The sequence below is a fragment of the Mesorhizobium sp. C432A genome, from assembly GCF_030323145.1.
Classification (GTDB): domain Bacteria; phylum Pseudomonadota; class Alphaproteobacteria; order Rhizobiales; family Rhizobiaceae; genus Mesorhizobium.
Window position 1 is genome coordinate 1425837 of sequence record NZ_CP100470.1, and the last position, 13598, is coordinate 1439434.

At 63.9% G+C, this 13598-nt stretch carries 11 protein-coding genes; 5 read left to right on the forward strand and 6 right to left on the reverse strand.

The genetic code is table 11. From position 1 onward, the window contains the following. Window positions 1–26: 26 nt before the first annotated feature. The 6 genes from NLY33_RS06840 to NLY33_RS06865 all read right to left on the reverse strand — a co-directional run bounded on the left by NLY33_RS06840 (window position 27) and on the right by NLY33_RS06865 (window position 7636). Window positions 27–1127, reverse strand: coding sequence for a pyridoxal phosphate-dependent aminotransferase (locus NLY33_RS06840; RefSeq protein WP_023687742.1), 1101 nt, complete (start codon window positions 1125–1127; stop codon window positions 27–29). A gap of 133 nt (window positions 1128–1260) precedes the next feature. After that, the gene (locus NLY33_RS06845; RefSeq protein WP_023687743.1) at window positions 1261–1725 is read right to left on the reverse strand and encodes a Ros/MucR family transcriptional regulator; all 465 of its coding nucleotides are present in this window, start codon (window positions 1723–1725) and stop codon (window positions 1261–1263) included. A 214-nt stretch (window positions 1726–1939) separates the two neighbouring features. Next, the gene (locus NLY33_RS06850; RefSeq protein ID WP_023704998.1) at window positions 1940–2644 is read right to left on the reverse strand and encodes an ROK family protein; all 705 of its coding nucleotides are present in this window, start codon (window positions 2642–2644) and stop codon (window positions 1940–1942) included. A gap of 119 nt (window positions 2645–2763) precedes the next feature. Beyond that, window positions 2764–4137, reverse strand: a complete 1374-nt coding sequence (zwf, locus tag NLY33_RS06855) for a glucose-6-phosphate dehydrogenase (RefSeq protein WP_023687745.1) — start codon at window positions 4135–4137, stop codon at window positions 2764–2766. Window positions 4138–4160: 23 nt separating this feature from the next. Continuing rightward, on the reverse strand, window positions 4161–5174 hold the full coding sequence (gene gnd / locus NLY33_RS06860; protein WP_023704997.1) for a phosphogluconate dehydrogenase (NAD(+)-dependent, decarboxylating): 1014 nt from the start codon (window positions 5172–5174) through the stop codon (window positions 4161–4163). A 41-nt stretch (window positions 5175–5215) separates the two neighbouring features. Next, the gene (locus NLY33_RS06865) at window positions 5216–7636 is read right to left on the reverse strand and encodes a glucan 1,4-alpha-glucosidase (RefSeq protein ID WP_031196884.1); all 2421 of its coding nucleotides are present in this window, start codon (window positions 7634–7636) and stop codon (window positions 5216–5218) included. A 204-nt stretch (window positions 7637–7840) separates the two neighbouring features. Between NLY33_RS06865 and NLY33_RS06870 the strand changes: the two genes are divergently transcribed. The 5 genes from NLY33_RS06870 to NLY33_RS06890 all read left to right on the forward strand — a co-directional run bounded on the left by NLY33_RS06870 (window position 7841) and on the right by NLY33_RS06890 (window position 13497). Next, complete coding sequence (locus NLY33_RS06870; RefSeq protein WP_023670464.1) at window positions 7841–8854, forward strand: ABC transporter substrate-binding protein; 1014 nt, start codon at window positions 7841–7843, stop codon at window positions 8852–8854. A gap of 48 nt (window positions 8855–8902) precedes the next feature. Continuing rightward, window positions 8903–10420 carry a sugar ABC transporter ATP-binding protein gene (locus tag NLY33_RS06875; protein WP_023709692.1) on the forward strand — a complete coding sequence of 506 codons (1518 nt, stop codon included), beginning with the start codon at window positions 8903–8905 and terminating at the stop codon, window positions 10418–10420. A 1-nt stretch (window position 10421) separates the two neighbouring features. After that, complete coding sequence (locus NLY33_RS06880) at window positions 10422–11393, forward strand: ABC transporter permease (RefSeq protein WP_023687749.1); 972 nt, start codon at window positions 10422–10424, stop codon at window positions 11391–11393. Between the two features lie 2 nt (window positions 11394–11395). Further along, on the forward strand, window positions 11396–12343 hold the full coding sequence (locus NLY33_RS06885) for an ABC transporter permease (protein WP_023704993.1): 948 nt from the start codon (window positions 11396–11398) through the stop codon (window positions 12341–12343). Window positions 12344–12471: 128 nt separating this feature from the next. Continuing rightward, window positions 12472–13497: a BMP family protein gene (locus NLY33_RS06890; protein ID WP_023687751.1), complete on the forward strand. Its 1026-nt coding sequence runs from the start codon at window positions 12472–12474 to the stop codon at window positions 13495–13497. Window positions 13498–13598 lie beyond the last annotated feature (101 nt).

Consider the following 13598-nt stretch of genomic DNA (forward strand, 5'->3'; position numbering starts at 1 on the left):
GCCGCTCGCCCGATTGCACGCGGACGTTACTGCCTCAGCGCGGCGGTGATGGCGTCGAGGCCGCCCTGTAATTCCGCCTCTTTCGGCCAGCCGAAACCGACGCGGAAGAAGCGCTTGGGCATATCGAACCAGTGGCCGGGACCGACATAGGTGCCGTGGTTTTCCAAGAGATTGACGTAGAAACGGTCGAGGTCGAAGTCTGGACTGACATTGAGCCTTGGAAATCCGACGACGCCGCCTTGTGGCCGCACCCAGTCGACCAGCGGCTCGCGGTCGATCCAGTCTTGCACGATGTCGCGGCGTTTCGCCATCTCGGGCAGCAGCGCGCCCAAGAAAGCGTCGCGGCGCCCCAGCATGCCGCGCGCAATGCCTTCGTCGATGACGCTGCCGCAAATGCCGATCTGCTCCTTGGCGGCGAGGAAGCGCTCCTGCAGTTCGGCATCGCTGGTGATCAGCCAGCCAATGCGGATGCCGGGAATGCCGAAGGCTTTCGACAGCGACGAGACGCTGATCGCTTTGGGGCTGAGAGAAGCCGCCGCCGGCAGGCGCTGTCCATAGGAGAGGTCGCGATAGGTCTCGTCGACCAGCAGATGGCAGCCGCTCGCTTCGGCCAGCGCAATCAGCGCGTCGAGATCGGCCCGGCCCATCATCGTGCCGGTCGGGTTGTGCGGGCAGGTGACGCTGATCAGCTTGGTGTTCGGTTGCATGCTGGCGGCGACGCGGCCGAAATCGATGGCAAAGCCTGCGTCGAAATCGAGATCGACATAGGAGATGGCGCAGCCGATCGCCTTGGGGGTCTCGATGTTGGTGGCGTAGTTCGGCCGGACGACGACAAGGTGGTCGCGCTCCGACAGAAGCGAGGTCGAAATGATGAAGAGCGCGCCCGCCGCACCGGCGGTCACAAGAACATCGTCAGGCGAAATGCCGGAATCCTGCGCCGCGATCAGCGCCCGCAACTCCTTGTCGCCGCGATGCTCGCCGTAGAACAGCGTGAGATCCGGCAGCGACAGGCCGACGTCGGAGAGTTTCTGATCGGCGATCGAGCTTTCGGAGAGATTGAACCGAATGCGATCGTAGCCGTATTCCTCCGGCGCCTCTTTCTCGATCACCATTCTGGCGTAGTTCATGGCTGCTCCCCCGAAGTCCTGACACTCAGAGGTACAAGCCATAAAAGCACGAAGCCTGCCAAGGCTCATTCGCCGGCAGGCTTCTGTTCCAGTCGTCCAAACGATTGGCTCAGGGCCGAGGCGCTGATCCCACTCAGGCCGGAACTTTGGCCTTCCGACCCTTGGCTTTCGCCGGCGCGGCCACTGCAGCCTTGCGGCCGAGGCCGATCGACTTGGCCAGCTCGGAGCGCGACGCCGCGTAGTTGGGGGCAACCATCGGATAGTCGGCCGGCAGGCCCCATTTGGTACGATAGGCTTCCGGCGTCAGGTTGAAATGGACGCCGAGATGGCGCTTCAGCGATTTGAATTTTTTGCCGTCCTCGAGGCAGATGATGTAATCCGGCGTCACCGACCGCTTGGGATTGACGGCCGGGATCTGCGGCGCCGCCACTGGGGCCGGCGGCTGGCTGAGCCCTCCGATCGACGCCGCAACGCTGGCGATGAGATCGCTCAGGCCGGCAACGGGCAAGCGGTTCTTCTCGACGTAAGCGGACACGATATGGGCGGTAAGCTCGAGCAGGTCGATGTCCTTGTCAGAGTCGTTGCTGTCGTCGGCCAATTTATCTCTCCGTCGCTAGGGGGGTGGCGGAAACTCCCAGAGTGGTCCCAGCGGAGCCGGAAATCCGCTCTAGTCATTTGTCTTGCCGCATATGTGCGGTTGCGCCAGATGATTCCATCCGGTGCCACCGATCTAATCGCCAAATCTGCGTAACGCAATGACTTCGTATCGCGCCACACGTCATTTTGAACAACTATACTGAATTTTAATACTATCAGACGATCAGCGCCTTGTCGCGCCATAGTCGAAAACCGCCCTCGAAAGCGCGCGTATTGTCGCCGCGCCTGGATGTGGCGGGCAATTCATCCAGTCTGTCGACATTGCCGCCGCCGATGACGACATAATCCGGCTGCAGCGCCGCACGCAGCCGCTCGACGACGTCGAAAACGTATTTGCGCCATTTTTTCTTGCCGTATTTCTCCAGGCCGCGCTCGCCGACATAATCTTCGAAACTGCCGCCCTTGCGGTACGGCAGATGCGCCAGTTCCATTGGCTGGCCGACATTGTTGAGGATCATCGCCGCGCCCAGGCCGGTGCCGAGGCCGAGGAACAGCATGCGCCCGCCATCGTAGCTGCCGATCGCCTGCAGCAGCGCGTCGTTGACGACCTTGACCGGCTTGCCGAAGGCGGCAGCAAAATCGTAGCCGTCCCAGCCCTTGCCGAGATTGGCGGGATCGAGCGAAGGCCTGTTGTGCCTGACCGGGCCGGGATAGCCCATCGAGATCAGGTCATAGGCCAGCCCTTCGGCCAGCGTCTTCACCGTGGCGACCATCTGCTGCGGCGTCAGGTCCGGTCCGGAATCGGCGCGGCGCATCTCGCCGCCTGCGCTGGTGAGGATTTTCACATGCGAGCCGCCGACATCGATCGTCAGCACGATCGGTTCGGCCTTGGCCTTCGCGGGCCTGGCTGCCTTGGCCATGTCGTTTCCTCCGCTCACTTGGCGCATTCCCGCGTTTCAGGGAAACGGGGGAATGCTCCAACTCTTTGTTTTTACCCAATTTCGGACGGAAAGACCGCTCGCACTTTTCCTGGAATTGCTCAACTCGGATTGATCCAGCCGTTGGGCGGCCCGAAGCTGGCCATGGCGTCGGCAGGCCCCCAGGTCTTCGGCTCATACATATGCGGCGGCGTGGTGTCGCCCAGCACCGGGCCGACGATGCGCCAGGCAAGCTCGCTGGCATCCTGGCGGGTGAACAATTGGCCATTGCCGTTCATGGCATCGCCGATCAGCCGCTCATAGGGCGGCATGTCGCCCTTCGAATCGTCCAGCGCGGTGAGCTCGACCTGCTCGCCGACCATGTCGTCGCCGGGCGCCTTGCGCTGCGCGCCGATCGAGATCGCCACCTGCGGGTCGATGCGGAAGCGCACGTAATTGGCGTCGCTGGGCTTGATCGGATCGAAGACGTCCAGCGGCGGCCGCTTCAGCCGCACGATCACTTCGGTCACATGCACCGGCATGTTCTTGCCGGTGCGGATGAAGAAGGGCACGTCCTGCCAGCGCCAGGTGTCGACCATGAAGCGCACCGCGGCAAAGGTTTCGACCGGCGAGTTCGGCTTCACGCCGGGTTCAGCGAGATAGCCTGTGAACTGGCCGCGCACGACGTCGTCCTTGGTCAGCGTGCGGATGGCGCGCAGCACCTGCACCTTCTCGTCGATCAGATCGTCGGCCGAGCGGCCGACCGGCGGTTCCATGGCGAGCAGCAAAAGGATGTTGAGCAGATGGTTCTCGATCACATCGCGGATAGCGCCGACATCGTCATAGAATTTGCCACGGCCTTCGACGCCGAAGTCCTCGGCCATGGTGATCTGTACGCTTTCGACGAAGTTGCGGTTCCAGATCGGCTCGAGAAAGGAATTGGCAAAGCGGAAATAGAGCAGGTTCTGGATCGCCTCCTTGCCGAGATAGTGGTCGATGCGGAAGATCGACTGCTCTTCGAACACCAGATGCAGCACGCGGTTCAGCCAGCGCGCCGATTGGAGATCGTGGCCGAACGGCTTTTCCACCATCAGCCGCGCGCCATGCGCGGTACCGGATTGCTCCAGCCCCTGGACGACGGTCTCGAACATGGTCGGCGGCACCGCCATATAGTGCAGAGGCCGCTGCGCCGAGCCGAGCGCCGTCTTCAGCTTCTCGAAGGTCGCGCCGTCGCGGTAGTCGCCGCTGACATAGCGCAGCAGACTGGCGAATTTGGCGAAGATCTTTTCGTCGATCTTGCCGAGAGCGTTGACGATGCCGTCGCGTGCCCTCGCCTGCAATTGGTTGATGTCCCAGGCATCGAAGGCGACGCCGATCACCGGCTCGGTCAGCGTCCCCTTGGCTACCATCTGGTAGAGGGCCGGAAATATCTTCTTGTGGGCAAGGTCGCCGGTTGCTCCGAAGAGCACCAGCGTGTCGGACCGTTCCGGGCTCATCTTGCGCGTCTCCCCTGCGGCCTTCACTTGCCGGCCTTCGGCTTTTCGACATGGCCGCCAAAGGCATAGCGCATGGCCGACAGCAGCTTGTCGGCGAATTCGGATTCGCCCTGCGAGGAGAAGCGGTCGAACAAAGCCGAGGACAGAACCGGCGCCGGCACGCCGGTGTCGATCGCCGCCTTCAGCGTCCAGCGGCCTTCACCGGAATCGGAGACGCGGCCGCCGAACTGGGCCAATGCCGGGTCGCTCTTCAGAGCGCCGGCGGTGAGGTCGAGCAGCCAGGAGCCGATCACACTGCCATGGCGCCAGACCTCGGCCACTTGCGGCAGGTCGATGTCGAACTGATAGTATTGCGGGTTTTCCAAAGGGCTGGTCTCGGCGTCCGCCGTGCGCTGTCTTTTGCCGGCATTGGCCGATTTCAGGATGTTCATGCCTTCGGCGTAGGCGGCCATGACGCCATATTCGATGCCGTTGTGGATCATCTTGACGAAATGGCCGGCGCCGCTCGGTCCGCAATGCAGGTAGCCAAAGGGTGCGGTCCCGCCCGCCTTGTCGGGCGTGGCGCCGGCATCGGCGCCGGGCGCCAGCGTGGCGAAGATCGGATCGAGGTGTTTGACCGCCGTATCGGGGCCGCCGATCATCAGGCAATAGCCGCGCTCCAAGCCCCAGACGCCCCCGCTGGTGCCGACATCGACATAGTGCAGGCCCTTGGCCGCAAGCTCGGCCGCCTGGTCGACAGCGTCGTGATAATAGGAATTGCCGCCGTCGATAATGATGTCGCCGGGCTCCATCAATGCTGCCACCTGGTCGGCGATCTTGCCGGTGATCGCCGCCGGCAGCATCAGCCAGGCGCTGCGCGGCTTGGAAAGCTTGCCGACGAACGCCTCCATGGAGGCGGCGCCGATGGCGCCATCGGCAACCAGGGCGGCAACGCTTGCCGGGTTGATGTCGTAGACGACGCATTCATGGCCGTCGCGCATCAGGCGGCGCACCATGTTGGCGCCCATCCTGCCCAGTCCCATCATTCCGATCTGCATGGTCTTGTCCTAGTCGCTTGAGGAAAGAAATTGCTGGCGAGTTAGTTCTCAATGCCGACGGTGAAGTCGACATTCTCCCAACGGTCGCCGTCGGGCCAGAAAAAAGTGAAGACGATCGTATTACCTCGCGGAATATCGGTCACCGGCAGATCCGCCATATGGACGCCAAAGACATTCACGGACGTGTTGATTTCATGGCTGGTCTGCCACTGGTCGCCGCTCCAGTGGATCAGCGCCGGCTGCAGCAGTTCAACCCGCAGCGTCTTGCCGGCTTCCAGGGTGCGCAGCCTGTTGTTGAAGCGCCATATCCTCAGCGGCGAGCCGGTCTTGTCCCTGACATAGCGCTTGACGCCTTGCGGCGGCATGTCGAAGACGGCGCCGTCGCGGAGCGAGCGCAACAGCTTGATGTGTTCCGAATGCGCCCAGACCAGCGGCATGGCGCTGCCCGACGGCCTGCCCAGCCACAATTCGCGCTCCGGTATGTCGGCGCCGTCCCAGACCTGTTCCGGCAGCAGACCGCCCACACCAGCCGAAGCCTCGAATGTCCTGAGCAGGCTTGCCGCCTTGTCCTTGTTACCGGCGGCCAGCTCGTAGTGGGCGCGTTCGCCGGCCAGCAACGGCCAGGGCCGGCCCTGGCCGTTGCCGTCGAAGGGGGCGCCGTCGGCGTGTTCGCCATAACCGTCGCTGGTGTAGCGGTACCATAGAGGCCCTTGCGGCAGGTCGCAGCGCAGTTGCGCGTCGATGATCTTGACCGTGCCGACGATGCGCGGATCGTCCGCGGCCCTGAGGCCGAAGCGGACCAGCGCCAGCGCGTCCGGGCTGACAATCGCTTCGGCCGGCTTGTCGGTATCGCCCGGCGGACGGTTCTTGATCGGTACGAAGCCGTCCTTCGGCGATGCGGCGCCTGAACCGTCGGCCGGCGCGATGCGGATGTAGTAGCCGTCGACGCCAGCCTCGTGGCACTCCGGTGTGCCGCTGACATAGGTCCAGCGCTCGATCTGGTCGTTCCAGCAATCCGCGACCTCGCGCAAATAGTTAGCCGGCTCCGGTTTGCCGTCAACGTCGAACAGATCGGCGGCGCCAAGCAGTGCCGATATTTCGACGGCGAGCGTGAATGGGCTGTAGCCGGCATCCTCTTCCCAGCGGTCCTGCCCGGTGACGGGACCATTGCGCACGACATAGGACACGGCCTTCTCGATCATCGGCATGAAGGCGGCGAGCTTGGCGCGCGGCAGGTGGCCGGCGCGGCGCAGCCCATCGGCAAGCAGCAGCGGGAAGGCGCATTCGTCCATCTGGATGCCCGGCCAATAGAGCGAGCCGTCGAGCCACACATTTTGTGGCCAGTGGCCGTCCGACTGCTGGATGGAACGGAGATAGGCGAGGATCTCAAGCGCCTGCGCCGGATCGCCGGCGGCGAGGAAGCCGCCCGCGGTTTCGACGAGGTCGCGCGGCCAGACCAGATGATAGCCGCCGAGGTCGTCGTCGCCCTTGCTCGCTCCCCAGGGGATCGACAGGCTGGCAACGGCCGCACCGGGCCTCGCCAGCGACAGGTGCGTCGCCAGCACCGCTGTGCTGACGCGGTAGGTGTTGAGCCCGGATGCATCATGGTGGTCGAGCTGCGTCAGGCCTGCCTGCCATTTCCGCCATTTCGCGACATAGGCCTTTGCCGCCGGCTCAAAACCGCGTTTCAGGCTGGCGGCGGCGTTTTCGGCCGCTTCATCCGGCGTTGCCCCAAACCCAAGCGCAAGCAAGGCTTTGCTGTTGCGTAAGGAAAAGCCGATCTCGCCGGTGAGCGCGACATTGCCGTCCTCCGCCCTTTGGCAGGTCGGATCGAGCCGGCCGGCGCGGCTGAGTTGCTGCCAGCCGTCGGAAAAGCCTGCATAGCCGGCCGAGCAGTCGCCCCAGGGCAGCGAGGAGGCAAGCGCCAAGCAGGCGCCGTGCCCGGACGCAAACAGCATCGGCTTGCCCTTGTGCACGCCGATCCAGGCGGTGTTGCCCATGCCGGCATTGACCAGATGCGGCGCCAGCAGGGCGTAGACGCGGTAGTCCGTGGCCACGCCCTCGAGTGCCGTGAAGCTGATTTCCTGCAGCAGGGCCGGGCGCGCCGGATCCGCCAGGATGCGCTTTTCGATCCGGTAACGCGCCGTCGCGTTGACCAGCCGGTAGGCGGGCACGCCGTCCTCGAACGGCTCGATGGCATGCGTGGCGTCACGCTTCTCCTCGGAGAACCAGCCGCCGGGACCGGTGACCAGCAGTCCCATGTCGCGCGTGCAGGCGCTGTCGAGGCCGGGATAATAGACCTCGTTGACGATGCCATGGCTGAGCGTGAACCAGACGCGGCTCGCCGGCGAAAGCGCGGCACCTACGCCGCTCTTGGCGCTTGACGTCCAGCGCGCCGGAATTCCGGGGGCGCCCATTCTTTTGGGTGCACTGGGGGGAAGGGTCGGCGGCATCGCTGCCATGCATGGTCTCCTGGACCCTTCCCTAGACCAGCACGCGAAGGCTTTTCAACCGCCGCACCTGAAGTTGATCGTCCAAGCGTGATCGATCGCAGTTGACAAGCGGGCGTATCTGAATTTGTCTGACAATAGATAAAAAACAGGCAGACAACGCCAAAACCATCTGCAACAGTCGGCGGGGCCGACAATCCATGGGAGGATTATGACATGAAGACACTGCTCGTCCTGAGCGCTCTGGCGGCGATGCTCGCCTCGGGCACGGCGCTTGCCGACACCAGCGGCAAGAAGATCGCCTTCTCCAACAATTACGCCGGCAATTCGTGGCGCCAGGCGATGCTCGACAGCTACGGCATCGTCACCAAGAAGGCGGTGGAGGATAAGATCGTCGGCGCCGCCGACATCTTCACCACCGCCGACAAGGAAGTGCCGACCCAGGCTGCCCAGGTGCAGAACCTGATCCTGCAGGGTTATGACGCCATCGTCATCAATGCCGCATCGCCGGATGCGCTGAACGGCGCCATCAAGCAGGCCTGCGATGCCGGCATCGTCGTCGTCTCCTTCGACGGGACGGTCACCGAACCTTGCGCCTACCGCGTCGTCGTCGACTTCAAGGACATGGGCAAGCAGGAAGTCGAGCAGATGGCCAAGTTCCAGCCCAAGGGCGGCAATTTGCTGGAAATCCGCGGCCTTGCCGGCACCTCGATCGACGATGCCATCCATGCCGGCATCCTCGAAGGCGTCGCCGCCCATCCCGAGTTCAAGATCGTCGGTTCGGTGACCGGCGACTGGGACCAGACGACGGCGCAGAAGGCGGTCGCGACGATCCTGCCGTCGTTGCCCGACATCGTCGGTATCGTCGACCAGGGCGGTGACGGTTATGGCGCGGCACAAGCCTTTGCCGCCGCAGGCAAGCCGCGTCCGACCATCATCATGGGCAACCGCCAGGACGAGCTGAAATGGTGGAAGGAGCAGAAGGACAAGGATGGCTACCAGACCTGGTCGGCCTCGATCGCGCCCGGCGTGTCGTCGCTGGCCTTCTGGGTGGCGCAGCAGGTGCTCGACGGCCGCACGGACATTCCGCATGACCTTTTGGTGCCGTATCTCGCCTTTACCCAAGACAATTTCGAGACCGAGCTGCCGAAAATCAAGGAGGGCGGCGTCGCCACCCACGAATACAGCCAGGAAGACGCAATCGCGGCGATCAAAGCCAATATCAAGTGATGCATTGCATTCATTGCCAGCGGCATGACCGACCGGATATCGTTGAGCATGCCTGAGGCCAATACGGACATCATCAGACTGGGCGGCGCCGAAAAACAAATCGGCGCCGCCCATTTGGACATCATCAGGCTGAACGGCGCCGAAAAACATTTCGGCGCCGTTCGGGCGCTTAACGGCGTCGACTTCCATGTTGTATCAGGCGAATGCGTCGGGCTGGTCGGCCACAACGGCGCCGGCAAGTCGACGCTGATGCATATGGTGGCCGGTACGCTGCAGCCCGATGGCGGTGAGATCGCGGTGCGTGGCAATGCCGAAACCGACTACTCGGTGGCGCGCGCGCTGAAACTCGGCATACGCTGCGTGTTCCAGGAACTGTCGCTCTGCCCTAACCTCAGTATCGCGGAGAATACGCGCATCAACCATCCGGCGCTCACCGGCTTCGGCTGGCGACGCAAGGCGGCTGCTCTCATTGCCGCCAAGCTGGACGAAATCTTTCCGGATCACGGCATCTCGGCGGACGACATTGCCGGCGATCTCTCCATCGGCCGGCGGCAGATGGTCGAGGTGGCGCGCGCCTTCACGGTGACGCGCGATCCGCTCGACCTGGTCATCCTCGACGAGCCGACCTCTTCGCTGGACGCGCATACTGCGGGCCAGCTGCTTGCCTTCGTGCGCCGTTTCGTCGCCACCGGGGGCAGCTGCATCCTGATCTCGCATGTGCTGGGCGAGGTGCTGCAGAATGCTGACCGCATCGTGGTGATGCGCGACGGCAAGGTGGTCGCCACGGACGTGGCAAAAGCGTTCGACCGCGACCGGCTGGTGACGACGATGGGCGGCGCGGAAGCGTGCGAGAAGATCGCGGCGGAGATCGCCGCCAGGCCGGCGGCGGGCCCGCTCAGGGTGCGGGCGCGGCCCGAGCGGCAGCAGGACGGCAAGGAGCTTGTCGCCCGCGCCGGCGAGATCATCGGGCTTGCCGGGCTTGCCGGCCATGGCCAGACCGACCTGTTGCTGGCGATCTTTGCCGCCGCGACGCGTAGAAGGCTTGATATCGAGGTGACCGCCCCGGTGGCGCTGGTGGCCGGAGACCGCCAATCGGACGGCATTTTCCCGCAATGGTCTATTGCCGAAAACATCGGCATCCGCTCGCTGGCGCAGCTGCGCAAAGGGCTGCTGATCTCGCCGCAGCGCGAGGCCGAGCTTGCCGAGTTCTGGAAGCAGAAGATTGGCATCCGCACGCCTGATATGACCAACAACATCTTCTCGCTGTCCGGCGGCAACCAGCAGAAGGCGCTGTTTGCCCGCGCACTGGGTTCCGATGCGCAGATCGTGCTGATGGACGATCCGATGCGCGGCGTGGACATCGGCACCAAGCTCGAGGTCTACGATCTCGTGCGCGAGGAGGCGGCCAAGGGCCGGACCTTCCTCTGGTACACCACCGAGACCGAAGAGCTCGACAATTGCGACCACATCCATGTCTTCAAGAACGGCCGCATCGTCGCCAATCTCACGCGCGACGAGCTGACCGAGGAAAAGATCATCCAGTCCTCATTCGGCGACGCGGCCTGAGATGACGGCAATCGCTCCCGGCCCGACGACCTCGCCGCGCAGCAATGCCGCCCGCGCGCGCCTGTTGCGCAGCCTGTTGCCGGCGCTGTCGCTGGCGCTGGTGGTTATCGCCATCGCCTGGCTCAACCCACGCGCCATCAGCTATTTCGGCTTCAGCCTGATGTTGAACCTGGCTATCCCGATCGCGCTGGCGACGATCGCCCAGATGTTCGTCATCGCCGGCAATGAGCTCGATCTGTCGATCGGCACTTTTGTCGGCTTTGTCGGCTGCGTCACCGCGACCTGGCTGAAGGACGCGCCGCTGCTCGGCGTGGTCATCCTGCTCGGCGCCATCGGGGTCTATGCACTGCTGGGCGCATTGATCCATCTGCGCAATCTGCCGTCGATCGTGGTAACGCTAGGCATGAGCTTCGTCTGGCAGGGGCTTGCCATTCTGGTGCTGCCCAAGCCCGGTGGCAAGGCGCCGGACTGGCTCTTGTCGCTGATGGCCTTCAAGCCGCCCTTCATTCCGTTCCCTATCATCGCCGCGCTGGCGATCGCAGCGGTGGTGCATTTTGGGCTGATGCGCACCTCTTATGGCGTCATCCTGCGGGGATCCGGCGGCAATCCGGCGGCGCTCAGGCGCGCTGGCTGGTCGCTGCTTCGAACCAAGATCGTGCTGTTTGCGCTGACCGGCCTATTCGGCGTTCTGTCCGGCATGGCGCTGATCGGTATCACCACCTCGGCCGACGCTAATATCGGCAATGGCTACACGCTGCTGGCGATCGCCGGCGTCATCCTCGGCGGTGGCGAGTTCGTCGGCGGCCGGGTATCGCCGATTGGCGCCGTGCTCGGCGCGCTGACACTGGCGCTGGCGGCATCGCCTCTGCTCACCTTCATGCACATTCCGCCGGACTGGCAGGTCGCGGCCAACGGCGCCATCCTGATCATCGTGCTGGCAGCCCGCGTCCTGATCAGCCGCAGGGAGAGGTAGCGATGACGCTGGTTAAATCGCTTGTCGCCAAACCCTGGATCTGGTCGTTCATCGGCGCGATGTTCGTCTGGCTGGCGACCATCGCTTTCACCGGCGGCTATGGCGGCGGCGGCATGATCACGGCGGCACTTTCGCTTGCCGTGTTCACCGTGATCGTCGGCGTCGGCCAAATGTTCGTCATCACGCTCGGGCCAGGCAATGTCGACCTGTCGCTGCCGGCCAATATCGGGCTCGCCAGTGCCGTCGCCATGAAGGTCATGGGCGGCAGCGATTCCATGATCGTGGTCGGGCTGCTCGCCGCGCTCGCCTGCGGCGCCGCCATCGGTGCCGTCAACTATCTCCTGATCTGGGCGCTGAGGATCCCGCCGATCATCGCCACTCTGTCGGCCAGCTTCATCATCCAGTCGATCGACATCAGCTATGGGCGTGGCCTGCAGATCAAGCCGCCGCCCGGCTTTGCCGATTTTGCGAACTGGCAAATCCTGGGCATTCCAGTGCTGGCGATCCTTACCGTGTTGTTCAGCATCGGTGCGGCCATCGCCTTGCAGCGCATGATCTATGGCCGCTCGGTGCTGGCGATCGGCCAGAACATCCGCGCCGCGTGGCTTGCCGGCGTCAATGTCGGCCGCACCCGCTTCCTGACTTACACGCTGTCGGGCGCGCTCGGCGGCATGGATGGGGCGCTGCTCGCCGGCTATTTCCGCGGCGCCAATGTCGATATCGGCAACGAGTACCTGCTGGCCTCGATCGCCGTCGTCGTCATCGGCGGCACCTCGGTCGCCGGTGGCAAGGCCAATGTTCCCGGTGTCTGGGGCGCGGCGCTGTTCCTGGTACTGCTTCTGACCATGCTCAACACGTTCGGCGTCAGCGCCGGCGTTCGGCTGTTGCTGACCGGGCTGATCATCGTCGGCGTCATCACCGTAGCCGGCGGCGAGAAGGCGCTGCGCTAAAAGGCGTGAGCCCGGCAGCAGTCCCGCTAAATTTGACCATGTGGACAAAAGTCCGCACCCGTTCCATAGTTCCGCGTCTGATTTCGGAACAGCCGGCTCGACACGGCTGTCAAACAGAGGGGCACTAGATGGAAAACCGGAAAAACAAATCGCAATCGACCGGCCTGTCGCGGCGCGACGTGCTGGAACTCGGCGCACTTGGCCTGGCCGCAGCCATGCTGCCGGGTGCAGCCTTCGCCAAGGACAAGAAGCTGAAGGTGGCGGCGATCTTCGCCACGCCGATCGAGGAGCCGTGGGACAACCAGATCCACGTCGCCCTGCAGAAGGCCGAGAAGGAACTCGGCATCGAATACAAATGGTCGGAAAAGGTGCAGACCGCCGATTTCAGCCGCGTCATGCGCGAATATGCGCAAGGCGGGTACCAGCTGGTGCTGGGCGACGCCTTCGCCGCCGAGCGTGAATCGCGCCGCACGGCAAAGCAGTTCCCGAAGACGGCATGGCTGTTCGGCTCGGGCGCCGGCCCGGCCGAGCCCAATTTCGGCGTCTTCGACAACTGGATCCACGAGCCGGCCTATCTGTCCGGCATGATCGCCGGCAAGATGTCGAAGTCGGGCACGATCGGCGCGGTGGCGGCCATGGGCATTCCGGAAGTGAACCGGCTGGTCAACGCCTTCTTTGCCGGCGCCAAGGAGGTCAATCCCAACATCAAGAAGAAGGTCGCCTTCATTGGCTCGTTCTTCGATCCGCCCAAGGCCAAGGAAGCGGCGGTCGCCCAGATCGATGCCGGCGTCGATGTCATCTATGCCGAGCGCTTCGGCGTCATCGAGGCGGCGGTGGACAAGAAGATCCTCGCCATCTCCAACATGTCCGACCAGTCGAGCCTCGGCCCCGACACGGTCATAACCGGGCCGGTCTGGGACATGTATCCGACGGTCGAGCAGGCGATCAAGCTGGTCAAGGCCGGTGTCTTCACCGCGCAGGATTATGGCGATTTCTCGCGCATGGCCAAGGGCGGGTCGTTCCTGGCGCCCTACCATAAATTCGACAAGACGCTGCCGGCGGATGTGAAGGATCTGGTCGAGAAGAAGAAGGTCGAGATCCTGGAAGGCAATTTCCGGGTGGATGTGGATGAGAACACGCCGGTTTCGGATTAGCTCGGCGCACCCCCTCCCCTTGAGGGGAGGGTGGCCCGCAGGGCCGGGTGGGGTCCTCCGCGAAGTGCTCCATCCTGCTAAGTCATGGGTTGAGGCAGTTG